The organism is Streptomyces sp. NPDC047869 (assembly GCF_040704065.1).
Lineage (GTDB): Bacteria > Actinomycetota > Actinomycetes > Streptomycetales > Streptomycetaceae > Streptomyces.
Window position 1 is genome coordinate 188524 of sequence record NZ_JBEYRK010000011.1, and the last position, 23834, is coordinate 212357.

Sequence of the window (23834 nt, forward strand, 5' to 3'; positions counted from 1 at the left end):
ACCGATGTCCCGTGTCCCGCGTCAGAGCCCGCCCCGCCGCACCCCGCCGCCGACATGTCACGCGCCCCGCACGGCACCTCCCGCCGCCGGGACGGGATCCGCCTCGCTCTCCCGCTGCGGGTGCACGCAGTGCCACCCGTGTCCGTCCGGGCCGTCCGCCGCGGCCGGGGACGCGCCGGCGCGGGCGTCGTCGGCCTTCCAGCAGCGGGTGCGGAACGGGCAGCCGGACGGCGGGTTGGTCGCCGAGGGCACCGGACCGTGCAGCACGATCCGCTCCGGACGCTGCAGCAGACTGGGTGTCGCCGACAGTAGCGCCTCCGTGTACGGGTGCCGGGAGCCGCCCGTCACCCGCGCCGTCCCGCCCTCTTCCGCGACCCGGCCGAGGTACAACACGGCGATCCGGACGGCCAGGTACCGCACGGTCTGCACGTCGTGCGAGATGAACACCGGGCCGAGCCCGAGCCGGGTGCGCAGATCGACCAGCAGGTCGAGAATCCGGGCGCGCACCGACACGTCCAGCGCGCCGGCGGGCTCGTCGGCGACGTTTCAGCTCCGCGGCGCCGGCCCGCTGACCGCCGCACGGTCCCGGCCGTGACCTGGGCTCGCGCACCACGAGTCCGCCGCGGAGCCAGGAACGGCCCTCAAGCAACACCGCAGCGCGGCCGGCGCGTTGAGCGAGGCCTCCGCCTGCCCACGGTCGGCGGTGTCGGTGTCAGCAATCGGCACTCGGGGGCGCCTGCAAGGTCAGGCGTCGGGTGTAGTGGCGGTGATCAGCCAGCCGGTGCTGCGCAGTCGCAGGCCGGTGTCCTCTTCATGGGGGCGGGAGGGCGTCGGTCAGGCGGGCCAGGGCGCGGGGGGCGGTGCCGGGCGCGGTCCGCGTGAGCAGGTGGCGACCAGGCCCGGAGTTGAGGCTTCCCGGCCGTCCATGAGCTGCTCGATCGCGGCCAGAATTTTCTCGGTCGTGCCGGATTCGGCTGCCAAGGCGGACAAGGACACCGACGCCCAGCCCCTGTAGCCCTTCTCTCGCTGCGCCTCCAGCCCCTTAACCAGCTCGGGAACGCTGGGCAGAGACGCCGCGAACGCCGCCGCACGGTCGCGGCCGAGGTGGTGGGTAACCGATCCAAGACTGAAGGCCAGTTCCTCTCTCGCCGGGTTGTCGCACAGGGACAGCGTCCACATCGGCACCTGACGACCGGCCACCGGATAGGAGACGGACATGCTCGGATACTTGGCCGTCCCGCCCGCCGTCCCTTGGCTGCCGCGTGATCGAGAAGTGCGGTCGCGACCTGCCTCGTTTCCTGGGCGAGGCGAGTCCGGATCCCCGCCACCAGTACCAGCCGCAAGGGTTGCCCATTGGCCAGCGATCCGAAATCCAGCACTCGCGGATGGCGCGCGAGAAGGTCCTGGAACTCCTCCTCGGACTCGAACACTGCCGGTTCCAGGGCTTGGAGATCGTTTCCCAGGACGAATACCGGCTGATCGGGCATTTGCTACTCCATCCCTGTGTGCTCGCGACCGCATCTGCCCGGATCAACCGCGGGCGCGCGAGCGGACATTCGCAGTGTGGCATGGCGTGCCGACAGTGCGAAGCCGACGAACAGGCGGGCGGCGAGAGCCCCAGGCGTCCCTGCTGCCCGCTGACCGAACTCCTCAAGCGGGTCTCGCAGGTTTGAATCTCGCCGGAAGCAAAGACGGAAGGGCAGCTCAGGAGAGTTTTGCGGCACCCGTGTTCGCAGGGGCCGCCATCACCTGGGGTCGTGATCGAACTCCTCAAGCGAGGTTCCCCGCCATAGCCGGACCCGGTTCTGGCGGGGAAGCGTGTCAGGAAGGCCCGCGGTCGCTGATGGTGTCCTCAGCGCCGATGTAGCTGCCGTGCTCGTCCCGGTCGGCAGGGTCGTACTTGGTGATCTGGTAAACGAAGGGCGGCACATTGCTCCCGTGGTTGGACGAAGCCCACCCAGCGGTTGACCTCGCCACGGGAGCGTAGTGTGGCCTGGCACGCCCACCGCCACCTGCATCGGCGTCTGCCGTGCCTCAGTACCGGGGCGTTGCTGCTGACGCCACGCAGGCTGCCCTGCCTGAGCTGTTTTGGCGTCCTTCCATTACTGGCCCGCCCTGCGCCTGCTGGACGCGGCTCAGCCCGCGCTTGCATGAGAGCAGCGGTACTGGTGCCACCGATTGGTCCGTCCGCTCGTACCCGATGGCCTCTTCGCCGGCCCGCTACAGGGCGTTGGTACGACAGCGCCGGTCAGAGTGAGCGTTGCAGACGGTCTGCCGTCAGCTTCACGAAGCGTGCCGGGTCCTTGGGCTGGCCGCCTTCGGCGAGCACGGCCAGGCCGTAGAGGATTTCGGCGGTCTCTGTGAGCGTCGTGTCCTCCGAGCGCTCCGCATGGGCCTGGTTGAGGTCCTTGACCAACTGGTGTTGGGGGTTGAGCTCCAGGATGCGCTTGGTGCGGGGCACTTCTTGGCCCATCGCGCGGTACATGTTTTCCAGGGCCGGGGTCAGGTCGTCGGCATCGGAGACCACGCAGGCGGGGGAGACGGTCAGCCGGGACGACAGGCGCACCTCCTTGACCTCGTCACCCAGTTGCTTCGTCATCCAGTCGAGAAGCCCGGCGTATTCCTCGCTCTGCTTCTTCTGCTCGCTCTCGGATGCGGCGTCGTCGGTGTCGAGGTCGATGCGGCCCTTGGCGACGGACCGCAGTTTCTTTCCTTCGTACGTACCGACGGCGTCGGCCCAGACCTCGTCGACGGGATCGGTGAGCAGCAGCACCTCGATGCCGCGATCCCGGAACGCTTCCATGTGCGGGGAGTTCTCGATGCTTTGCCGGGACTCGCCGGTCAGGTAGTAGATGTCGTCCTGCCCGTCCTTCATTCGCTCCAGATACTGCTTGAGCGTGGTCTGCTCGGTGTCATCGTGGGTGCTCGCGAACGAGGCCACGGCGAGGAGCGCGTCGCGGTTGTCCGGGTCGGTCACCAGCCCTTCCTTGAGGACGGTGCCGAACTCTCCCCAGAAGGTGGCGTATCGTTCCGGTTCCTTGGCCATCATGTCCTTGACGGTGGAGATGACCTTCTTCGTCAGGCGACGGCGCATCAAGTCGATGTGGCGATCCTGCTGGAGGATCTCCCGGGAGACGTTGAGCGAGAGGTCTGCCGCGTCGACGACGCCCTTGACGAAGCGGAGGTAGGGCGGCAGCAGAGCTTCGCAGTCCTCCATGATGAGCACGCGCCTGACGTAGAGCTGCAGGCCCCGCTTGTAGTCCCGGTTGAACAGGTCGTAGGGGGCGTGGGCGGGCAGGAACAGCAGGGCCTGGTACTCGAACGTTCCCTCCGCCTGGAGCCGGATCGTCTCCAACGGGTCGCGCCAGTCGTGTCCGACGTGCTTGTACAGCTCGTGGTACTCCTCCTCGGACACCTCGTCGCGTGAGCGCGCCCAGAGGGCCTTCGTGGAGTTGAGCGTCTCGGGGGCGGGCGCCTCGTCGCTCCGGTCCTCCGAGCTCCCGCCGTCAGAGCCCGTGCCCTCGGGCGCCATGCGGATGGGCCAGGTGATGAAGTCCGAGTAGCGCTTGATGATCTCCCGGATCTTGAACGGGGACGTGTAGTCGTGGAGTTGGTTGTCCGGGTCGGCCGGCTTGAGGTGGAGGGTGACCGAGGTGCCCTGCGGTGCGTCGGCCACCGTCTCCAGCGTGTAGGTGCCCTCGCCGCGTGACGTCCAGCGGGTGCCCTCGCTCTCCCCGGCGCGCCGCGTCACCAGGGTCACTGCGTCCGCCACCATGAAGCCGGAGTAGAAGCCGACGCCGAACTGGCCGATGAGGCCTTCCTCGGTCCCTTCCTTGGCCTCCCGCAGTTCTTGCAGGAACTGGGCGGTTCCCGAGTGGGCGATCGTGCCGATGAGCCGTCCCACCTCGTCGTAGGACATGCCGATGCCGTTGTCGCGCACGGCCAGCGTGCGGGCGTCCTTGTCGACCTCGAGCTCGATGTGCAGGTCGGACACGTCGGCGTCGAGGGTGCTGTGCCGCAGCTTCTCGAGGCGCAGCTTGTCCAGCGCGTCGGAGGCGTTGGAGACGAGCTCGCGGAGGAAGACGTCCTTGTTCGAGTAGACGGAGTGGATCATCAGCTGCAGCAGCTGACGGGCCTCCACCTGGAATTCAAACGTTTCGGTTGGCATGTTTGCGTGTACCTCACAAGTCCTGTCATCGGACAACTGGCTCAGTCACTGAAAAAGCGTCAGACGTAAAGCTATGGGTCGCCGCGGTTCGGTCGTGCGGGGTTCGTGGTGGCGGGCCGCCGACGGCAGCAGCCCCCACCCTGCCGCTCGCTTCGGTGAACTCGTCAGGCGCCCGCCCGGACACCACCGCTGGGCCTCGTCGCCGTTTCGGCGGGCGCAGTGGCTGCCGTCGGCTAGCCGGGATCGGTGGCGGACGTGGTGAGGGTGTCGAGCCGGGCGGCGAGGTCGGTGTGGGCCGCCAGGTGGGGGCGGGCGGCGTTCAACGGACGGATGAGGGCGGCGGGATCGTCCTGGGCGAGGGCGGCGTCGAGTTCGCTCAGCGGGTGCCGGGCGGCGGTGGGCAGATCGGTGAGGGCGGTGATCTGGGCGGCGATGCGGCGCAGGTCGGCGGCGTTGCTCCGGGCCCAGGCGTCGGTGCTGCGCTGCGCGGCGCGGTGCTCGCGGGTGGCCTGGACGCGCTGTTCGCCGGTGGTTCCGGCGGGGCCGGGCCGGTTGCGCAGATAGCGGCGTTCGGCGGCCTGGCGGCTGGCGACGCCGAGGGGCCGGGCGAGGTCGGCCCAGCTGGCACCTGCGTCGCGGGCGATCTCGATCAGACCGGTCTCCCACCCGGCGAGCTGCTCACGGACGTGGCGCAGCAACAGCAGGGAGGCCAGAGCCCGCTCCGGACCCTCACCGGGCGCGGCGGAAGCGGCTGGGGCCTGCTGCTGGGCGGCACGCAGGGCGTCGTCTATCGCTTCCAGGGCTGCCGCGGCAGCGAGGAACGACGCCGGACCCCGAGCGTCGGTCGGGGCCGGGCCCCGTCGGTCGGGTCGATCCGCTGTCGTCATGGCACCTCCTCCAGGACGTCGTCGTCTGGACGACTCCTCGATTGTCATCCATTGGACGACATGCTACAACGGTTCCGTGAGGCGCATTGGCAGCTTCTGCCTGTACCCGCTGGAGGTGTTTTTCCATGTTGATGCGCACTGACCCCTTCCGCGAACTCGACCGGCTGGCCCAGCAGATGATGGGCCCGGGCACCTGGTCCCGGCCGTCCGCGATGGCGATGGACGCCTACCGCGATGGCGACGAGTACGTCGTGGCCTTCGACCTGCCCGGCGTCAGCTCCGAGGCGATCGACATCGACGTCGAGCGGAACATGCTCACCGTCAAGGCCGAACGCCGGCCCGCGGCGAAGTCCGACGACGTGCAGATGGAACTGTCCGAGCGGCCGCTGGGCGTCTTCTCCCGCCAGATCGTCCTGGCCGACACCCTGGACACCGAACGCATCAAGGCCGACTACGACGCCGGCGTGCTCACCCTGCGCATCCCGATCGCGGAACGCGCCAAGCCCCGCAAGGTCGTCATCGGGGCAGGGCCCGACCGCAAGGAGATCTCCGGCTGAGCCGGAGACCGCAGGTCGATCAGCGGCCGAGGACGGGAGCCGTCCCCTCTCCCGCCCTCGGCCCCCCTGGGCGCCGTTCGGCGAGGTACGCGCCTCGTCGCGGCGTCCATCGGAACACTTCACCCCACTCCTCCCCACCCGCCGCACAGCGCCGAACCGCTCCGCCCGGGCCGCGGTCGTGCGGCCACCGGTCGGGCTGTGCGGCGCGTACGGGACCGTCCCAACCGGCCTCGGAGATCAGCTCTCCTGCGGCACAGCCATTTCACCGAGGCGTGACCAATCGTCCTGGGGGACGGTCACGTTCACGATGCGGGGCGTCTCCGCGAGGTGACGCGGCAGCGCCTCGCAGGCCGTCCGGAAGTGGTCGGAGCCGACGTGTGCCGCGCCGGCCTCGTCGTCGCGGAAGGCCTCGGTCAGGACGTATTCCGTCGGGTCGTCGACGCCGCGGGACCACTCGAACCACAGGCAGCCCGGTTCGGCGCGGGTCGCCTGGGTGAACTCCCCGGTGATCTCGGGCCAGGCGTCGGCGTGTTCGGGCAGGACGCGGAACTTCGCGGTGATGAAGATCATCGATACTCCTCACGGACGGTGCGTGTGCCCGGTGGCCCGGGCCCTTCCGGTGTTCCCGCTCCCACTTCCGCCCCTCGGCCGCCGGTCCGCTGCCACACCATCGACGGTAGGCACGGAGCAGGGAGCCTGCGAGTCGTCGGCTGTCCCACTCCGCGACGACCGGCCGGAGCATGTCCCGGCCACCGCGATCAGCCTTTCCGGCCGGGCCGGGCCGGTTCGCGAACTGCGGGGCGTCCGTGCACCCGGCCGGGGCGCGCGCGGGCGCATCCCCCGCCAGGCGGACCGGGGCGGCGTCAGGGTCGGCCGAGTTTCTCGACACGGGCCTCACGGCCAGGGCCGGCGGTCAGTCGATGATCCCCAGCTCCGTGTCGGGACGGCAGAAGGAACACGCGGTGACGCCACCGACCAGTGCGTGCCTGGCGGTGTCCGCGTCGACCGGTTTCGATCGCTTGCCCGCCATGCGGCAGTCCCCGGTGTGAACGGCGTTGGGCCGGGCGTCCCGGTTCAGCCCGTACTCGAGCAGCCAGTCCGGTGCCCGGTCGGCGGCCGTGGCGGCCGCCCGCGCCTGCTGCTGTTCGCGTTCTCGCAGCCGGGCGATCTTGGCGTCGACTCGTGCCAGCCACATGGCGTGCCAGATGCGCAGCACGCGCAGGCTGGCCAGGTCGGGAGGCAGATCATCGAACACATTTACGATTCTAGATCGGTGATCGACTGGTTGTCGCCCGTCGGGTTCGAATGCATGTTCGGTAAGGTGGCCGGGGGAAGTGAGCGCCGGCCGGCTGGGCCATTCCGGTGCCGGGCGTCTACTCCGCCGCCACGATGCGCTCTACTGCGGCCGTCACCAGTTGTTCACGCTCCGCCTCCGTGAAGACGTCCGGCAGGGTGAGCTGTTCCACGATCAGCCAGTTCAGCGTCAGTATGAGCAGCTTGACCGCCGTGGCGTCGCCGGGGAGGCCTGAGGCCTCGTGATAGGCGACGTTGGCGTCGACGTCGGCCCGGACTCGCTCTGTGAGGACCTTGCGCAGTTCGGGACGACGGGTGGCTTCGAGGCGGAGTTCCAGCAGTGCGAGGTAACCGGTGCGGAACGAGGTGATGCGGCCGACGAGTTCACGCATCAACTCCGCATAGGATTCCCGGTCGCGGCCGGCTGCCTGCTGGCGGGCGATCGTGGCCTGGTCGGGCTGGAGTCGCTCGTATACCCGGGCACCGGCCTGGGTGAGCAGGTCGTCGCGGCTGGGGAAGTAGTTGGACGCCGTGCCTGCGGGAACTGCTGCCTCGGCATCCACGGCCCGGAACGTCAGGCCGCGTGCGCCTTCCCGGGCCAGCACCTCGATCGCCGCGTCGACGAGGGCCGCGCGCCGCTGGTCGTTCCGTCTCGCCATTGACACCACTCCATATGTAGTACTACGTTGAAACCACTTCAAGCAGAGTACTACGTGTGGGGGAACTGTTTTGCGGAAGCTCGTGTACTACATCGGGGTCTCGCTCGACGGCCGCATCGCCGGCCCCAATGGCGAGTTCGACTTCTTTCCGCAGGGCGGCGAGGAGCAGGCCGCCGCCTACTCGACGTGGATGACCACGCTGTGCCCGGAGACCATCCCGACCGCTTACCGCGCGGCCGTGGGCGTCGCCGACGCGCCCAACCGGCGTTTCGACACCGTCGTCATGGGCCTCGGTACCTACCGCCCAGCCCTCGACAACGGGATCACCGGCCCGTACGCGCACCTGCGCCAGTACGTGGTGTCCAGCACTCTCAAGCCGGACACCGACCCAGCCGTCACCGTCGTGCCGAGCGACCCGCTCGCCCTCGTCCGCGAACTGAAGGGCGAGGCGGGTGCCCTGGACATCTGGCTCTGCGGGGGCGGCCGGCTCGCGGGCACCCTGCTGCCCGAGATCGATGAGCTGATGATCAAAACGTACCCGGTCGTCGCCGGTGCCGGAATCCCGGTGGTCGACGGTGCCTTCGACCCCACCGTCTTCGACGTCGCCGAGCGCACCGCCTTCCCCAACGGGGTCACCCTCACCCGCCTCACCCGCCGCTGAGCGGTTTCGGTTCAGCGGGCGGAGCAGAGGAAGATACTGTCGGCCAGGACCAGGGTCCCGCCTGGATCGTGGCCGTCCTCGCCGACGGGGAACGCATAGGCGGGCCATGGCATCGGGAACTGCCTGGTGCCGTGACCGCATAGGTTCGCCCGGTTGCCGGTCGGGACGGGTGGCCAGTGGCCCGGTGCGCTCTCGCCGCGGTATGGGCTCGACCATCAGCCTGGCCGCGGCTGAAGCCGATCCGCTCCTATGACCGCGGTGTGCTGTCCGAGCGCCACGTGGTGAGACGAGGGTGCCCCGGCAGTTCGGCGCGACCGGTGGCCCACAACAGGGTGAGCCAGGGATCCGCACCGCCCGGAGCCTGTGGAAACAGACGGGCGAGCACCCGCGAGCAGAGAGCGGCGGGCGGGGTCCAGGCAAGCCCGAAGCCTTCCGCCACATCGTGCATGTGCACCAGCGTTTCCCGCACCCCCAACGCCGCGAAGCCTTCAGGGTCCGACACCCCGGCGGCGTGGTGGGCGCGGATCCGGGACGGCGTCGTACGCACCATGGCGACCAGCAGCGCGCCGCACGCCTCCAGCACCTGCACCAGGCCGGCCGGACCCGCATCGCGGTCCGCGTAGGCGAAGACCATGGGTCCGTCTGGCCTCTTCCGGCTCAACGCGAAAGGCACATGGGTGTCCAACGGCGGGCTCTGCGGCCCCAGCTGCACGGCGTAGTAGAACAGGTCGTTGGCGAGGTGCTCGACGGTCTCCCAGCAGTCCCACTCCAGCGAACCGGCCTTACCGCCCCATCCCTCCTGGGGCGCGTCCCGAAGGATGCCCACGGCGAGCCGCACGGCAAGGTCGACGTCGTCCGCGGTGACGGGAGACAAGACTGATCCGGTTTCGACTGAACGAGACATGACAGCACCGTATCGCGGGAGACGCGGGCAACCCCTTCCAGTTGGTGCGTTGTCCGTGAGGTGCGACGGACAGGTCTTGTGGCCGGGGCGGTCTTTGCCGTCTCCGCGCTCGCCGCCCTGTCCGGGCAGCTGAAGCTGACCGCGTGGGCGAAGCGGACCCTGCCTGGACCGCGGACCATCGCGTACGGGCTGGTGCTGATGAGCGCCGCGTTCCTGCTGGTCGTGCCCGGCCCCTACGACGGAAAACTCGGCCTGGCGGTCGGCGTCCTCGCGCTCCCGCTCTGCGCCGCATTGCCGGCCTGGGGCGGGGCCCTGCTCTACCTCTTCGAGATGGACATCGTGGTCCGCCTGTCCGGCGAGCGGCTCATCGCTACCTACTGCGGCGCCTGCAACACCGTCTGCGGCATCGCGATCTCCCTCGCCACCCTCGCGGTCGGTGCCCTGTTCGACACAGGTGTGCGCTGGCTGCCCTGGGCGGCCCTGGCCGGCACCGGACTCGTGTGCGCGAGTCTCGTGGGGCGGCTGCATCGCGCCGGACACCTCGCGCCTGCACCTGTACCGGTCACCATGAGATGACTGAAGCAGTCCCTCAGCGCGCCTCGGCCACGGCGGTCGTCGTGGCCGAGGCGTCGCGCAGTCCGAGCCGCAGGTGCTCGACGTGGTAAAGGGCCTGCTCCAAGAGCTCGGCCACGTGATTGTCGTAGAGGGTATAGATGACCGAGCGGCCCCGGCGCTCGGAGGTGACCAGGCCGAGGTTGCGCAGAAGGCGCAGCTGGTGGGAGCAGGCGGACTGTTCCATGCCGACGGCGTCGGCCAGGTCGGTCGCCGCGCACGGACCTTCCTGGAGGCGGGCCAGGATCCGCAGCCGGGACGGTGTCGCCAGGGCCTGGAGGGTGGCGGCCACGTCGGAGACGCCCAGCGTTTCCAGGCGCTGGCGCGCGTTGGCGGTGGTCTTGGCGTCAGCTCCGTGGCCCATGGCTTCATCGTACGGACGACCACCCATGAACACATGAATGGTTCTTCATTCAATCCTGTACGGTGAAGGAAGCGGCCCCGTGTTCCGGGAGGCCGTCGTCTGCTCATGCCGATCGAAGGACCTCATTTCCCGTGACCACCCTCGCTCCGGCCCCCGCCGACCAGGCCGCCCCAGTACGGGAGGGCGGTGCGCCCCGACGGCGTACCCGCGTCTTCGCCCTGCCCGAGGCACGGTGGGCAGCCGCAGCCCTTGTCCTGTTCCTGCTCGCCCTGCCGCTACAGCTGACTGGCGCCCCGGCCTGGACCTGGGGTCCGCTGTACGCGCTCACGTACGTGGCCGGCGGCTGGGAGCCCGGCTGGGCGGGGCTCCAGGCTCTCAAAGAGAAGGCCCTCGATGTCGATCTGCTGATGGTCGTGGCAGCGATCGGGGCAGCGGCGATCGGGCAGGTGATGGACGGCGCGCTGCTGATCGTCATCTTCGCCACGTCCGGCGCCTTGGAGGCGTTGGCCACAGCGCGGACCGCCGACTCCGTGCGCGGGCTGCTGGACCTCGCGCCCGCCACGGCGACCCGCATCGGCGCGGATGGCGCCGAGGAGGTGGTCTCCGTGGCGGATCTTGCGGTCGGTGACACCATCCTGGTGCGGCCAGGCGAGCGTGTCGGTGCGGACGGCCGGGTGCTCGACGGGGCCAGTGACGTCGATCAGGCGACCATCACCGGCGAGCCTCTGCCGGTGGCCAAGCAGAAGGACGACGAGGTCTTCGCCGGCACCCTCAACGGCACCGGCGCCCTGCGGGTCCGTGTCGAGCGCGACGCTTCGGACACGGTGATCGCCCGGATCGTGCGCATGGTCGAGGAGGCTTCGGAGACCAAGGCACCGACGCAGCTGTTCATCGAGAAGGTCGAACAGCGTTACTCCCTGGGCATGGTGGCCGCCACCCTTGCGGTGTTCCTGGTGCCCCTCGCCTTCGGGGCGGACCTCAGCGGCTCGTTGCTGCGGGCCATGACCTTCATGATCGTGGCATCGCCGTGTGCCGTGGTCCTCGCCACCATGCCGCCGCTGCTGTCGGCGATCGCCAATGCCGGTCGGCACGGTGTGCTGGTCAAGTCGGCCGTGGTGATGGAGCGGCTCGGCCAGGTCGACGCCGTGGCGTTGGACAAGACCGGCACCCTCACTGAGGGCACCCCGCGTGTCACCGAACTGCGGCCGCTGCCCGGATCCCGCATCACGGACGAGGAGCTGCTAAGCCTCGCGGCCGCCGCGGAGCACCCGAGTGAGCATCCGCTGGCGCGGGCGATCGTGGACGCGTCGCGCGAGCGGGGGCTGCCTCTGCCGGTGGCGGAGGACTTCGACTCGACCCCCGGCGTCGGCGTTACCGCGACCGTCGACGGGCATGTTGTCGCGGTCGGAGCACCCACCCGACTTCTGAGCGGGGCCACGGACTCCTCGTCCGCCCGCGCCGCGGTCCTCTCCGCCGAACTGGAGGAAGACGGCCGCACGGCCGTGCTGGTCACCGTGGACGGCCGGCCGGCGGGCCTGCTCGGTATCGCCGACCGGCTGCGTCCCGACGCGGCCCGTACCGTCGGTGCACTGGCCTCCCTGACCGGTACGGCGCCCCTGCTGCTGACCGGCGACAATCCCCGTGCCGCCACCCGTCTCGCCGCAGAGGTCGGCATCGAGGACGTTCGCGCCGGTCTGCTTCCCCAGCACAAGGTCAGTGCGGTCAGGGACCTGGAATCCGCCGGCCGCAAGGTGATGGTCGTGGGCGACGGGGTCAACGACGCCCCGGCGCTGGCTGCCGTCCACACCGGTGTCGCCATGGGCCGGGCCGGCTCCGACCTGGCGCTGGAGACCGCCGACGCGGTCATCGTCCGCGACGAACTCACCACGGTTCCGGCCGTCATCTCGCTGTCCCGCCGAGCTCGCAGCCTGGTTGTGCGGAACCTCGTCATCGCGGGTGTCTTCATCACCGGCCTGGTGGTCTGGGACCTGGCGGGCACTTTGCCGCTGCCGCTCGGTGTCGCGGGCCACGAGGGCTCCACGGTCATCGTGGGCCTCAACGGCCTGCGGCTGCTGCGCGAGGCGGCCTGGAAGCGAGCCGCCCAGTGAGCCGCCGCAAGGCAGCCAAGGAGCAGGCGGCACCCCGGTGCACGGTCACCGTGTGCCGGGGCTGCTGCTGCGGCACCGCCAAGGTCCCCGGCGTCGACCACGCGGCCCAGCTCGCCACGCTCAGGGCCGAGCTGGGCATGGTCGCGCAGGTTCGCGTGGTCAACTGCCTCGACGCCTGCGAACAGGCCAACGTCATCGTCGTACAGCCCTCCCCGGACGGCCGGGCCGAGGGCGGAAGACCAGCGTGGCTCGGACTGGTCAACGACGCCGATGCGACAGCCGACATCGCTGCGTGGGTGCGGGCGGGCGGCCCGGGTGTCGCCGAGCCGCCGGACATCCTCGACCTCTACGCGTTCTCACCGTCCCGGCGCGTACGGCGAGCCGTCGAGGACTGAGCAGGGCCCCGGCTTCAGCGGTGTGCGTGGAGTGCGTCGGTCGGCTGCCCACGTCAAGAGCAGCGCGGGCCAGCGCCAGCCTCCACCGCCGGCCGCCGTGAGCGCGCCGAGCACGGCGAAGACGACCGTAAGCAGCAGGGCGCCGCGCAACATCACCCGTACGGTCAGGGATCTTGTCCAGGACGCGGGGCAGCAGGAGAGCGACGACCATCGAACCGCCGCCGTAGGCGCCGAGCGCCAGGGATACGTCGGCCGCGCTGCGGCCCGGATGGTCGCGGACGTAGACCACGCCGTTGACGGTGACCATGGCGCTGGCCGCGGCGACCGCCAGGTTGAGAAGGAGCAAGAGCGCGCAGCTGCTGGGTGGCGAAGAACAGGCGGCTGCCGGCGGTGGCGCGGGCATAGTCCCCGCCTGTGCGGGCCTCGATCGTGGCGGCTTGCTTCGGCAGTACCGCGGAGACCACGAGCGTGGCCAGCGCGCCGCCCGTTCCGCAGTGGCACGGACGGTGGCGCCGCCGGTCGGTCACCCTTCCCCTCGCTGGGCAGAGCTTGAAACTGCGTTCGGCACGAGAACACCTGCCGGTCGGCGGGGCAACTTCGGCCGACCGGCAGAGTGAGATCGGAAAGTTGCCGGGGTGGCTAGGACCGATTGCTGGTGAACTCATGAGTCATGACCCAGGAAGCACCTTCGGTCGAGCAGACGGACATGTCATCGCCATTTGCTGGTGGCCGGCCCCCGGCCACCACAGAGACGCCCTTGGCCGGCCGGTTCATCGGCCTCGACCTGGCGCGTGGACTGGCCGTGCTCGGCATGTACTCCGCCCACGTGGGTCCTGACGTGACCGTCGGCGGCCCGCTCGGGTTTCTGCTGGAGACGGCACGCGGCCGCTCCGCCGCCTTGTTCGCGGTGCTCGCCGGTTTCTCGCTGGTCATCATCACCGGCCGTCCTCAGCCCCGTACCGGTCGCGCCGGTCGTCAGGCGGTGGCCAGGATAGTGATTCGTGCGGCCCTGCTGCTGGTGCTCGGTTACGCGTTGATCGCCATGGACACCAACGTCGACGTGATCCTCAGCTCCTACGGGCTGCTCTTTCTGGCCGTCCTCCCGCTGTACAGACTGGGGGGCCGGACGCTCGCTCTCATCGCTGCCGCGAGTGCTCTGATCCTGCCCCAAGTCCTATACGCGACCAGAACGGCCATCGAGAACGGGAGCTGGGCGGACGCCGTCATTGCTCGCGACCCCGTGGCCCTGATCAGCGACACGGACGGGTTGATGGAGCTTTTGGTCACCGGCGAGTACCCGGTGCTCACCTGGATCCCGTTCCTCGTCGCGGGCATGGCGGTGGCACGGCTCGATCTCACCCGCCCAGGCATCGGATCACGGCTGACACTCGTCGGCGGGGCACTCGCTCTACTGGGATACGGCGGCTCCTGGCTTGCTCTCCACCTCGTCCCCGCTGCCCTGCCCGCCATCGCCTCCGCTACGGACGGCGGTTCGGCGTCCTCCGCCTGGTGGTCCGACACGGTCGGCGTGCCCGAGGATCACACCCCACTGAGCTGGTTGCTGGTAGCCGCACCCCACAGTCAGACGACTTTCTCCATCGTCGGCAACACCGGAGTCGCCTTGGTCGTTGTCGCGGCCTGCCTGGTCGTCACCCAAAGGATGCCGCGCCTTACAGCCCTGGCCCGGCCCGTCACCGCGGTCGGCATGGTGGCGCTGACCGCCTATGTTCTGCACATCGTCGCGCTGTGGTTCTTCAGCGAAGTCTGGTACGTGGCTGCGGTCGGCGGGGAAACGAGGTCCGCCCTGCCGGTGCTGCTCGGCTTCATCGCGGCCGCCATGCTCCTGGCGGTTGTATGGACCCGACGCTTCAGGCGCGGCCCGCTGGAGCATGCTCTCCACCTCGCCACCCAGCCGTGGATCATCAGATGAACCGTCTGCTGCTTCAGCGTCAAGGGCGTGTGCTGCGGCGAAGGTACCAACAGCAACAGTGCGAAAGCACTCCCGTGGGTCCCCCTATCCTGAACGCATGACGTCCAGCATCCGTATCGGCTCTGTGATGAGCTCTGCGCGCTGGATGTGGATGGTTTTGGCCGTGGTGGCGGGGATGCTGGGAATGCATGCCCTGTCACCCAACGGCATGCCTGCTCTCGGCCAGCACGACATGGTGATGTCGGTCGAGGCCGCAGGCCGGCACTCCGCGCCTGCCCATGCTGTGGGCGGGGACTGCCAGCACCTGTCGGACGCGGGCAACGGCGGCATGGCCATGGACCATGCCGGCGGGACCTGTGCGGCGGGGGGTACATCCGCTGCCTACGCTCCACCGGCCTTGATGCCCTCCCTGACTGTCCTCGAACCCGCAGGGACCGTCGGCAGCGTCCCCGCCGTCGAGGCGGTGGACGGCCGGGCACCGCCGGACCTTTCCGAGTTGCAGCTTCTGCGGATCTAGAGGCGCCCGCACGACACCCGCTCAGGCAGGTGGCGTGCTCCGGTGTGTCTGCATCCATACTTCCCGCGCGTCGCGCGGGCGCATCAAGGAGCTGTACTTCTGATGGCATCTCGCCGTTCCCTCATCCGCCGGACGACCGCGCTGGCCGCAGCCGCCACCGCTGCGGTGGTGCTGGCCGCCTGCGGCAGCAGCGATTCCTCGCCCTCGGGGCACTCCGGCCACGACATGGGGGCGATGTCCTCCGCCAGTGCTCCGGCTACCGCTTCGGCTGCGCAGGGCAGCCGCAACGCGCAGGACGTGTCATTCGCGCAGGGAATGATCCCGCACCACCGGCAGGCCGTGGCCATGGCCGACCTGGCGCCGTCGCGAGCGAACTCGCAGCAGGTCAAGGACCTGGCCGCGAAGATCAGGCAGGCGCAGGATCCGGAGATCAACACCATGTCGGGCTGGCTGAAAGGCTGGGGTGAGAAGGTCCCGGACGCCGGCATGTCCGGGATGGAGAGCATGTCCCGCATGGACCACTCGTCGATGGCCGGCATGATGTCGGACGGCGACATGGACAAGCTCAAGGACCTGTCCGGTGACGCCTTCGACAAGGCGTTCGTGCAGATGATGATCAGCCATCACCAGGGCGCCATCGAAATGGCGAAGACCGAGCAGGCCAAGGGCGCCTACGGACCCGCCAAGACGATGTCCAAGTCGATCGTCACCTCGCAGTCGGCCGAAATCACCGAGATGAACAAGATCCTCGGCAAGCAGTAGATCCCGTCCAGGCCGCGGCTCGGGGCATCCAATCAACGGGCGCCCCGAGCCGCGGCCCGGTACCAGCACTCAGGGCAGCTGCTGCGGTGCTTCTTCCTCGGTGAGGAATACCCCCTGCCTGCGGTGACGGTGCCGGTCTTGTCCAGCACCACGGTGTCGAGCTTGTGCGCGGTCTCCAATGCTTCGGCGGAGCGGATCAGGATGCCGGCCTGCGCACCCTTGCCGGTGCCGAGCATCACCGACAGCGGCGTGGCCAGGCCGAGCGCGCATGGGCAGGCGATGATCAGCACCGCGACCGCAGAGACCAGCGCCAGGGTCAGCGCAGGGGAGGGGCCGACGGTAAACCAGACGGCAAAGGTGCCGATCGCGATGGCGATGACGGCGGGCACGAAGTACGCCGACACGGCGTCAGCAAGCCTCTGTATAGGGGCTTTGGGACGCCTGGGCCTGCTGCACCAGACGTCTGGGCGAGCATCGTGTCCGCCCCGACCTTGGCCGCCCGGACGCGCAGGGATCCAGTTCCGTTGACGGTGGCTCCGATGATCGTGTCCCCGGCGTGCTTGGTGACCGGCATCGGCTCGCCCGTGACCATCGACTCATCAACCGCCGAGCTGCCGGAGAGCACCTCGGCATCGACGGGGATCTTCTCCCCCGGCCGGATGACGAGCTCGTCGCCGACCACGACGTCCTCGACGGGAATCTCGCTCTCGGCACAGTCCCGTACGACGCGGGCAGTGCGGGCCTGCAGGCCCAGCAGAGCACGGATGGCCTCGCCGGTGCCGGCCTTCGCTCGGGCCTCCGGCAGCCGTCCGACCAGGATGAGGGTCAGGATGACACCGACGGCCTCGGTAGTAGACCTCCCGCACGAGGGCTTGGAGGACTGGTAGTCGTACTCGCCGAGTATCGGCCGGAGGGAAGGAAGTTCGTGTTCCACGGGTGATGTCGGCGAGGGCGGTGGCCGCGGACCGAACGCGCCCCCGGGCCGAGGCGGAGCCAGCAGATGGAGCGTCGTCCACGTGGCCGGCTCGGGAGTCGTACGGGCCCACCCCGCCGCCGACTCACGCATACCCCGACAGCAGCTTCACCGCGACCGACCGGTCGAGCGCGATGTCCCGGCCTCGTACACCCGGCCCATACCGCCCTGTCCCAGAAACCGCTCCAGCCGGTACCGCCCCGCCAGAATCTGGACCTCGCCCATGATGCCCCCGCGCCTTCAGGCCCTTTCGGCTCAAGCCTGATCATTCCGTCGGGCGTGGGCGGGCGCAACCGGTTCGCACGATGGCCGGACATCACGCACGGGCGCGGCACAACAGGTGCTGTCCGCCGGAGCCCGGCACACCCGCCCCGCTCCACGGCCTTGCCGACCGACGCTCAGGGCTGCTTCATCCCCTTGTCGTCACTTGTCAGTGTCGCGTCGGGCTTCCTCCTTGGGCGCCGATGCCGAGTCCACCGACGCGGAAGCCGTGTAAAAGACGGAGCTGCCCTGCTTGTTCCGCTGCACCAGGCTCTTGGCGACGAGGCTTTCGAGCGTGGTGCGCACGACGTTGGGCGAGATGTTGCGGTCGGCGTGCGCATCGCTGAGCGCCTTGGCCACTTCTGCCGCGGAACGGGGTTCGCTCTGCTCGGTGAGGTGGCGGTGGATGAGATCGATCAGCGTGGGGCCGGTTCCCTTCCGCGCGACCGACCTACCGGCGACGGGCTTCGCGCCGGCCGCCTTCTTGGCCTTGGGCGACTTCACCGCGGTCGTCTTCGCCGTTCGCCGCGAACCCGAGGCGCCGGTGCTCTTCTTCCTGGGAGAAGGCACGGCGGCGGTGCCGGTGTCGGAAGGTGCGGCGACGGGAGTCGCAACGCCGAGCGCCTGCTGCATGCTCACCAGTACGCCATGGTCGTGCTGGAGCGTGATCAACTGCTCCTGCAACGCACTGAGTTCCGCGGTGACGCGTTCCTGCTCCTTGACGTTGCGTTCGAGGTCACTGGCCACTTGGCTGATGTACTGCGAGGCCAACGCGGTCGCTGACGCCGTTCCTTCAGACATGGTCGTCTCCTTGATCGGCGGCCGGGACGTGGCTCTGGCGGCCCGTTGAGGCGGGTCAGGGACGGCGTTGCGGCCGCAATGTGCCCTGGTGCAGAGATAGTACGGGTGAAGCGCCCCGTTTCTACGCGTGCGTCGCCCCTTCGTTCCCAATCCTCTGATGTGGGTTCTGCGATTGCGGTCATGGGGGCCGGTCCCGATCACCTGACCGTGCCCCGGATGCACGCGCAGAGGTTCACGACTTCACTGTGGTGATCACGGCCGCCAGAGTGAGCAGCCCCAACGCGGCCAGCATGAAGTCGACCGCGAGGCGGATCCGAGCGTATTTGGCGCGGACTGAGGCGGCGAGTGTCCTGACCAGGACCACTTGCTGGCCCGCAGCGAGCTCTCGACGCAGTTCTTCGTCCGTGAGATTCGGCCACTGGGGCCACCCTGGACCGCCCAATTGCGGGCGCACCGCCAGAAGCAGAGCCACTGTGGCGGCCAGCAGTGCGCCCGCACCGACTGCGCCCACCACCATCATGGGAGCCGAGAGGCGTCCGATGGCGCCCAGGGAGACGAGCGCGGCCAGCGCCGCGCCGTTCAATGCCAACAACAGGGATGCCTTGCTGTCACTGCGGGCCAGCTCTCCGCGCAGAAGAACAAGTGCGGCATCGATGTGCGGGCCGGTCTGGCCGGCCTGTAATGGGTCGGGGATCGGAGCGGTGATCGACACGTCGCTTGCTCCTCTGCATCGGCCCGCACCTGGTGCGGCACGGGCGCCGAATTCCTTCGCCTGCGTGCAGCCTGCCCTTCCGGAACCCGGCCCACCCCGCCGATCAGGCCCGCGCCGGGCCTCGACCGGCAAGGCCAGTGCCTAGGAGGGCTCGCCGCTCGGCCGGCACTGGTCCCTCCGCGTGAGCCACCTGCTGACTTCTGCCGCGATCAGGGGACCGATGCGGGAGGAGCGGGTGCGGGTGAGGGGAATGGCTTCGCAGCCCGTCATCACGCCACGGGCGCCCGCGCCAGCCGTGGATGGCCCGGGCGGGCCCGCAAGCGGTGACGAAAGGGCCCGCGCCGCTTGGGCTAGTCCGGCGGATCATGGGCCGAGTCAGGGCCGGACCGAGGCGAGGGTCGGCCAGTGCCCTAATCGTGTTGACCGCCCCCGGCAGGCAGTGCTGGAGTCGGCTCGTGGACAGCATCCCCGCCAACCGGCGGTTCTGGAACCGGATCAGCAGCGCCTACCAGCACGAGCACGACCCGCAAATCGGCGCCACACCCCGGCTGTGGGGCATGTACTCCATCCCCGACGCGCACCTGCACGCCCTGGGCGACGTCACCGGCAAGCGCGTCCTCGAACTGGGCTGCGGCGCCGGCCAGTGGTCCAGGGCGCTCGCCGCCGAGGGCGCAACCGTGGTCGGGCTCGACCTGTCCGAAGCTCAACTCGGCGCAGCGGCCCGCGCGATGGGAGCCGCCCGGTACCCGCTGGTGCAAGGCGCCGCCGAACAACTCCCCTTCGCCGCCGACAGCTTCGACCTGGTGTTCTGCGACTTCGGTGGGCTCAGCTGGGCGCCCCCGCACCTGGCCGTCCCGCAGGCCGCACGCGTCTTGGGCCGAGGCGGGCGCCTGGTGTTCAACGTCGCCAGCCCATGGTTCGAAGCTTGCTACGACGAAGCCGCCAGCCGAGTGACCACGACGCTGCAGCAGGACTACTTCGGGCTGAACACCATCGCCGAAGACGACGGCGCGACCAGCTATCAGCTCACCTACGGCGACTGGATCAAGGTCCTGCGCGGCGCGGGTCTCATCATCGACGACCTCATCGAGCCGCGGCCCGAACTCGGAACACCCAACGGCTACAACGAAACCGACCCACCCGACTGGGCACACCGCTGGCCGGCGGAACTGCTCTGGGTAACCCACAAACCGTAAGTTCCGCCGCGCCGAGACGTGAAGGCATGGGCGGAGCCAGAGCCGGATCGAGGCGAGGGTGACGGTCCCGTGGAAGACGTAGGCGCGTTTGTCGAAGCGTATGGCCACGGCCCGGAAGTTCTTCAACGCGTTGATCGTCCGCTCCACCTCGTTCCTGCGTTTGCAGATCGTCTTGTCGAAGCTTGCGGGCCGTCCGCCCCTGCTGCCGTCGGACGACGCCGAGATGGAGGCCATCCGCAAGCGCGTCCCTGCAATGGCCCTCGCATGAACCACATCGTCCGCTCCGGCGCCGCTGCCGCCCAAGTGCGTGAGCCCGTCATGTTCCGGATCCGGGCTGGGCTCAGCCGCCGATCATGACGATGACGCCGGTCCACATGCACGACCAGCCACGCCACCGCAGCCTCCGGTCTCGTCATCGCCATCCACATCGGCGCCATGTACCTGCCCTCACCCCTGACAGGCCGGCTCGTCGACCGCTACGGCCGGATGGAGGTCGCCGCCGCCTCCGGCATCACTCTTCTGGCCGCCGGCATCCTCGCGGCCGTCGCGCCCGACGACTCGGTCGCGCCGGCCCTAGCCCTGCTCGGGCTTGGCTGGAACTTCGGCCTCGTGGCCGGCACCGCGATCATCACCGACACCGTCCCGCTCACCACCTGTGCCAACACCCAGGACTTGTCCGAGCCGCAGAGGGCGCCCAAGCACGCAGAGGAGGAGTGACACCGGTCAGGCGGATCGCGGTCGCCGCAGCCCTGACCGGCACAGCTTGGTCAGGGAGTGGACCGCAACGGCGGCGCCTGCCAAGTCATACCCGGCGGTTGGAGCAGGGGCGAGGGCTCGGGGCCGGGGTCATCGGTGTCGACGACCCCGGCGGCCGTCCGGTCGAAGTCGGCGGGCCAGCGGGTGTGCTCGCTGGCCAGGGCGCCGGTGAGGCGTGCTTCGGCAAGGTCGGCGGTGCTCAAGTCGGTGCCGCGCAGGTCAGCCATGCGGAGATCGGCGCGGTGGAAGACCGCGCCGTGGGCGTCGGCCTTGCGCAGGTTCGCCTCGCGCAGGTCGGTCCCGGTGAAGTCGGCGTCACGCAAGTCGGTTTCGACCAGCTTCGCGGCTCTCAGGTCGGCCAGAACGCACCGAGCCCGGCGGAGAATCGCAGTCGTGAGGTCGGCGTGCCGCAGGTTGACCGAAACCAGGGATGCCTGGGTCAGATTGGCGTGGTACAGGCCCGCCGCCTCCATGCAAACACGGTCGAAGTTGACCTCGGGGAACCACAGTCCGTCGCAGTCTGCCCGGCGCAAGTCGGTGATGCTGAGATTGACCCACGACTGCTCCCGGTGCCGGCACAGCACGCCGAGCGCCGTCAGCGCCACCTGGGCGTCGGCGGCGCGAGTCTCCAGGGGCGCGATGTCGTTGATGGGCACGTCAGCCGCCGGTGCTTCCGGCCCGGCGGGTGGCCAGGGCAGGTGTGTACGCAGATAAGCGGCCTGGATGGAGATGATGGCTTCCCGGTCCCGGGCTGACTGCTCCGCGATCCGCCACAGCGCGTGCAACCCGCCGATGCGCACATCCAGCTTGTCGCTGCCGAGCTGGTCGACGGCCCGGCTGAACCGGTCGGTGACGTAGCCCTCCTGTGTGGCGCGCAAACCGTCCTGACTCACCCGCAGTTGCCGCCAGGTGGCATACGCGCCGAAGAGTACGACCAGGCCACCGACCACCTGCAATAGCGTCGTACGGACATCGTTCACCGCCTTCAGCCGATCCTGCGCGGCGACGCTCGCCCCCGCGAGATCGTGGTCGACCACCACACCGGGCAGTAAGACGAACATCGTGCCCAGAATGACCAGCCCCACAGCCCCGGCCAGCAGAGTGGCGGCTGCACGACGCTTGACCAACCCACCGTGCCGTGCCCGCCGCCCGCGAGCCGGATCCCCCATCTCCATGGTCATGAGAGCCTAGGCGCCGCCCAGAAGACGATCAAGGGTGTCGTGCCACTCGCCCGCGGCGTGTGAACGGCCATACGAATAGTGCGAATTGTGACGCAGGCCCGGGCCCGCGCGACCAGTTCCCACCCTTCCCTGTCCGCCATCTTTCGCCACCGCTCGGTGAGTTGCTCGACGAACTCGCGCCCGGAGCCAGGCGCGCTGAGAGTTGGCGCTGCACGAACGGCGTGGCGGAGCCCGCAGACGGGACGCCGGCGCCGGACCCGAGCGGCGGCTTGAAGTCCTCGCTCATCCCGTGTCCACCGAACCGCCCGTCCGCACCGTGCGTCGCGGACGGGCGGGCCGATGCCGCCGAATTCGCCGGCCGGCTACCTCAGCGAGACCGCGTCCCCGGCGGACGTGACCCGCGCGGTCGTCGTAGTGCCGGGAAAGTGCCAGCGCCAGCTACCGGCAGAGGTCGCCGTGACCTTGGCGCTGAGCTTCCCGGAGTCGCCTGTCCGCACCGTCTTCAGCGTGCGGTAGTGGGCGGCGCCGGCCGCCCTGAACTGGAGCTTCACGTCCTGACCGGTGAACCCGTAGTACTTCAGGTGCTCCCAGTTCGCCCGGGTCAGCTTGCCGGAGACGGTGAGCTGGGCGCCCTTGGCCACGGGCTCGGGCGCGGCGTCCGTGGTGAGCCTGGAGGCGCGCTTCATCTTGAACTCGGCGATGTCGTCCGAGATCCAGTAGTCGCCGTCGTTCGCCTTGACCCTGGCGTTGACCTGCCAAAGGCCCGCCGCGTGGTCGACGTCCTCGGGCAGGCTGTCGGGGAGCCACTGCGGCGCGATCGTCATGGTGGCCGTGCACACCGAGGTGGTGTGGCTCTTCTTCACGCACTTGGTGCCGGTCCAGTCGCTGAAGCCCCAGCCGTTGCTCTTGTTGAACACGCTGACGTGCGACAGACCTTTCACCCCGGAGTTGTCCCGGATGGTGATGGCGATCGGGTAGGTGACGCGCTGGGACGTACCGATGATGATGTTCTTGCCGTCGTTGACGACAGCGGCCGTGACCCGGATGTCCCCCTTCCCTTCCGCATGAGCTGCGGTTGCCGTGAGCAACGTCAGGGCCGCCGCTCCGCCCGCCAGAGCCCAAGCCGCTCTGACGGGCCTGGCTGTTCTGTCTCGCATGATCCCTCCCCTTGAGTACGAGGGGAGAGCGTACTCATGGGGAGGGGCCGGGATCGTGCGGGCCTCACGGTCTGCGAACCCGACCACCCCTGCCGCGGAACCTGTGCCACCACATCACCTCGGCCGCAGCCGCCGGCCGGCCTGGAACTGCCGGACGACCAACTGCTCCCTCACGGCCTGGCCACTGATCGAATCTGTCGGTGAGGACTTCGCGGTCGACCTCACCGGCCATGCCCCCTGCCAGGACCACCGCGAGCGGGAAGCGCTGGAGGATCTCCATGACCGCTACTGACTGTCTCTCGACCTGGCTGCGCGTGCGCCGTGACGCCGACTGGCAGCGAGCACCGGTCCTGCGACGGGTTCAACCTGCGACCGACGGGTTCCGGGTCTGGTGCGAAGGGCCGGTGCGGCGGCGCGACCCGGTCCGTGCGAATCGTCTGCTCACCGCCTACACACTGGCCCGCGCCGCTGCCGCATACCGCTGCCCACTGGACTTCACCCTGCTGGCCACTTGGCAGCGCGAAGTCCTCGGTGCAGCAGAAGCGCCATTCCGGGTGAACGACGCCTATGCGAAGGCCGGCCGCGAGCGTTACGGCCTGACCCCGCGCACTCAGGCTGACTTCGCCGTCTGCCTGCGCGAGGCGATCGAGACGGAGCTCCCGCCGGCGGCCCGCGCGGCCCGCGCCTACCTCGACGTGGCCTTCTTCCACCCCTTCACCGACGGCAACGCCCGCGCGGCCCTGCTGACCTTGGTCCATGTCCTGGCCCGCGAGGACATCGTCCTTCCTGAGGTGGGGCCTCTCCAGATCACCCGCTACCCGGACGATCCGGTGGGCGCCGCCGACCTGTCCACTCTCATCGGTGTACTCAACCGCCGCTGACAGCCCGCGTGCAACTGGGGGATCGGAGGCGGCCACGACGCCAGTTCGGCTCGTGAGAGTCGCAGTGCGTAGGTGCTGCGTAGTACCCCCTGTATGGTC

General features: G+C 69.4%; 25 protein-coding genes and 3 pseudogenes. 13 read left to right on the forward strand and 15 right to left on the reverse strand.

Annotated features, from left to right (window positions below; translation table 11 throughout):
* Positions 1-57: 57 nt before the first annotated feature.
* Positions 58-543 (reverse strand): annotated as a pseudogene (locus AB0924_RS17140) (ABC transporter ATP-binding protein); the annotation flags it as partial.
* A 291-nt stretch (positions 544-834) separates the two neighbouring features.
* The gene (locus tag AB0924_RS17145; RefSeq protein ID WP_366911813.1) at positions 835-1218 is read right to left on the reverse strand and encodes a hypothetical protein; all 384 of its coding nucleotides are present in this window, start codon (positions 1216-1218) and stop codon (positions 835-837) included.
* 44 nt (positions 1219-1262) lie between these two features.
* On the opposite strand from AB0924_RS17145, the gene AB0924_RS17150 reads away from it, so the two are divergent.
* Positions 1263-1673: a hypothetical protein gene (locus AB0924_RS17150; RefSeq protein WP_366911814.1), complete on the forward strand. Its 411-nt coding sequence runs from the start codon at positions 1263-1265 to the stop codon at positions 1671-1673.
* Between the two features lie 575 nt (positions 1674-2248).
* Here the strand turns inward: AB0924_RS17150 and htpG are convergent.
* Positions 2249-4168 (reverse strand): molecular chaperone HtpG, encoded by a 1920-nt coding sequence (gene htpG / locus AB0924_RS17155; protein ID WP_366911815.1) that lies wholly within the window; start codon positions 4166-4168, stop codon positions 2249-2251.
* A gap of 233 nt (positions 4169-4401) precedes the next feature.
* The gene (locus AB0924_RS17160; RefSeq protein ID WP_358938593.1) at positions 4402-5055 is read right to left on the reverse strand and encodes a type III effector protein; all 654 of its coding nucleotides are present in this window, start codon (positions 5053-5055) and stop codon (positions 4402-4404) included.
* A gap of 125 nt (positions 5056-5180) precedes the next feature.
* Here AB0924_RS17160 and AB0924_RS17165 point away from each other — a divergent pair, with 125 nt between their 5' ends.
* Positions 5181-5612: an Hsp20/alpha crystallin family protein gene (locus AB0924_RS17165; protein ID WP_358938591.1), complete on the forward strand. Its 432-nt coding sequence runs from the start codon at positions 5181-5183 to the stop codon at positions 5610-5612.
* Between the two features lie 237 nt (positions 5613-5849).
* Here AB0924_RS17165 and AB0924_RS17170 read toward each other — a convergent pair whose 3' ends face one another.
* From AB0924_RS17170 to AB0924_RS17180, 3 genes are all read right to left on the reverse strand, one after another.
* Entirely contained in the window at positions 5850-6182 is a 333-nt protein-coding gene (locus AB0924_RS17170) for a putative quinol monooxygenase (protein ID WP_358938589.1), read from the reverse strand.
* 343 nt (positions 6183-6525) lie between these two features.
* On the reverse strand, positions 6526-6867 hold the full coding sequence (locus AB0924_RS17175; RefSeq protein ID WP_358938587.1) for a DUF6233 domain-containing protein: 342 nt from the start codon (positions 6865-6867) through the stop codon (positions 6526-6528).
* 118 nt (positions 6868-6985) lie between these two features.
* A complete protein-coding gene (locus AB0924_RS17180; RefSeq protein ID WP_358938585.1) occupies positions 6986-7564 on the reverse strand; it encodes a TetR family transcriptional regulator in 579 nt (192 codons plus the stop codon).
* Between the two features lie 70 nt (positions 7565-7634).
* On the opposite strand from AB0924_RS17180, the gene AB0924_RS17185 reads away from it, so the two are divergent.
* Positions 7635-8225 (forward strand): dihydrofolate reductase family protein, encoded by a 591-nt coding sequence (locus AB0924_RS17185; RefSeq protein WP_366911816.1) that lies wholly within the window; start codon positions 7635-7637, stop codon positions 8223-8225.
* A 247-nt stretch (positions 8226-8472) separates the two neighbouring features.
* On the opposite strand, the gene AB0924_RS17190 is transcribed toward AB0924_RS17185, so the two are convergent.
* On the reverse strand, positions 8473-9129 hold the full coding sequence (locus AB0924_RS17190; protein WP_358938581.1) for a hypothetical protein: 657 nt from the start codon (positions 9127-9129) through the stop codon (positions 8473-8475).
* A 78-nt stretch (positions 9130-9207) separates the two neighbouring features.
* Between AB0924_RS17190 and AB0924_RS17195 the strand changes: the two genes are divergently transcribed.
* Positions 9208-9705 carry a hypothetical protein gene (locus AB0924_RS17195; RefSeq protein WP_366911817.1) on the forward strand — a complete coding sequence of 166 codons (498 nt, stop codon included), beginning with the start codon at positions 9208-9210 and terminating at the stop codon, positions 9703-9705.
* A gap of 13 nt (positions 9706-9718) precedes the next feature.
* Here AB0924_RS17195 and AB0924_RS17200 read toward each other — a convergent pair whose 3' ends face one another.
* A complete protein-coding gene (locus AB0924_RS17200; RefSeq protein WP_366911818.1) occupies positions 9719-10105 on the reverse strand; it encodes a metalloregulator ArsR/SmtB family transcription factor in 387 nt (128 codons plus the stop codon).
* Positions 10106-10236: 131 nt separating this feature from the next.
* On the opposite strand from AB0924_RS17200, the gene AB0924_RS17205 reads away from it, so the two are divergent.
* The 5 genes from AB0924_RS17205 (at position 10237) to AB0924_RS17225 (ending at position 15817) form a co-directional block, all read left to right on the forward strand.
* A complete protein-coding gene (locus AB0924_RS17205) occupies positions 10237-12213 on the forward strand; it encodes a heavy metal translocating P-type ATPase (RefSeq protein ID WP_366911819.1) in 1977 nt (658 codons plus the stop codon).
* Positions 12210-12608, forward strand: a complete 399-nt coding sequence (locus AB0924_RS17210; protein WP_366911820.1) for a (2Fe-2S) ferredoxin domain-containing protein — start codon at positions 12210-12212, stop codon at positions 12606-12608. The genes AB0924_RS17205 and AB0924_RS17210 overlap by 4 nt, the downstream gene beginning before the upstream one ends.
* 706 nt (positions 12609-13314) lie before the next feature.
* A complete protein-coding gene (locus tag AB0924_RS17215) occupies positions 13315-14538 on the forward strand; it encodes a DUF418 domain-containing protein (RefSeq protein ID WP_366911852.1) in 1224 nt (407 codons plus the stop codon).
* A gap of 97 nt (positions 14539-14635) precedes the next feature.
* Complete coding sequence (locus AB0924_RS17220; protein ID WP_358938571.1) at positions 14636-15055, forward strand: DUF6153 family protein; 420 nt, start codon at positions 14636-14638, stop codon at positions 15053-15055.
* Positions 15056-15157: 102 nt separating this feature from the next.
* Entirely contained in the window at positions 15158-15817 is a 660-nt protein-coding gene (locus AB0924_RS17225) for a DUF305 domain-containing protein (protein WP_366911821.1), read from the forward strand.
* 113 nt (positions 15818-15930) lie between these two features.
* On the opposite strand, the pseudogene AB0924_RS17230 reads toward AB0924_RS17225, so the two are convergent.
* From AB0924_RS17230 to AB0924_RS17240, 3 genes and pseudogenes are all read right to left on the reverse strand, one after another.
* Positions 15931-16683 (reverse strand): annotated as a pseudogene (locus AB0924_RS17230) (HAD-IC family P-type ATPase); the annotation flags it as partial.
* 530 nt (positions 16684-17213) lie between these two features.
* The gene (locus AB0924_RS17235) at positions 17214-17852 is read right to left on the reverse strand and encodes a BlaI/MecI/CopY family transcriptional regulator (RefSeq protein WP_366911822.1); all 639 of its coding nucleotides are present in this window, start codon (positions 17850-17852) and stop codon (positions 17214-17216) included.
* Positions 17853-18084: 232 nt separating this feature from the next.
* Positions 18085-18564, reverse strand: coding sequence for a Pycsar system effector family protein (locus AB0924_RS17240; RefSeq protein WP_358938565.1), 480 nt, complete (start codon positions 18562-18564; stop codon positions 18085-18087).
* A gap of 455 nt (positions 18565-19019) precedes the next feature.
* Here AB0924_RS17240 and AB0924_RS17245 point away from each other — a divergent pair, with 455 nt between their 5' ends.
* Complete coding sequence (locus AB0924_RS17245) at positions 19020-19760, forward strand: class I SAM-dependent methyltransferase (RefSeq protein ID WP_358938562.1); 741 nt, start codon at positions 19020-19022, stop codon at positions 19758-19760.
* Between the two features lie 30 nt (positions 19761-19790).
* Here the strand turns inward: AB0924_RS17245 and AB0924_RS17250 are convergent.
* Positions 19791-19967: pseudogene (locus AB0924_RS17250) on the reverse strand (IS5/IS1182 family transposase); the annotation flags it as partial.
* 228 nt (positions 19968-20195) lie between these two features.
* On the opposite strand from AB0924_RS17250, the gene AB0924_RS17255 reads away from it, so the two are divergent.
* The gene (locus AB0924_RS17255) at positions 20196-20477 is read left to right on the forward strand and encodes a hypothetical protein (RefSeq protein WP_366911823.1); all 282 of its coding nucleotides are present in this window, start codon (positions 20196-20198) and stop codon (positions 20475-20477) included.
* 50 nt (positions 20478-20527) lie between these two features.
* Here the strand turns inward: AB0924_RS17255 and AB0924_RS17260 are convergent, their stop codons facing one another.
* Both AB0924_RS17260 and AB0924_RS17265 read right to left on the reverse strand, forming a co-directional pair.
* Positions 20528-21691, reverse strand: coding sequence for a pentapeptide repeat-containing protein (locus AB0924_RS17260; RefSeq protein ID WP_366911853.1), 1164 nt, complete (start codon positions 21689-21691; stop codon positions 20528-20530).
* 368 nt (positions 21692-22059) lie between these two features.
* On the reverse strand, positions 22060-22854 hold the full coding sequence (locus tag AB0924_RS17265) for a hypothetical protein (protein WP_358938558.1): 795 nt from the start codon (positions 22852-22854) through the stop codon (positions 22060-22062).
* A gap of 103 nt (positions 22855-22957) precedes the next feature.
* Between AB0924_RS17265 and AB0924_RS17270 the strand changes: the two genes are divergently transcribed.
* Both AB0924_RS17270 and AB0924_RS17275 read left to right on the forward strand, forming a co-directional pair.
* Positions 22958-23146 (forward strand): hypothetical protein, encoded by a 189-nt coding sequence (locus tag AB0924_RS17270; protein WP_366911824.1) that lies wholly within the window; start codon positions 22958-22960, stop codon positions 23144-23146.
* Entirely contained in the window at positions 23133-23735 is a 603-nt protein-coding gene (locus tag AB0924_RS17275) for a Fic family protein (protein WP_366911825.1), read from the forward strand. Before AB0924_RS17270 ends, AB0924_RS17275 begins: the two co-directional genes overlap by 14 nt.
* The last annotated feature ends 99 nt before the right edge of the window (positions 23736-23834 follow it).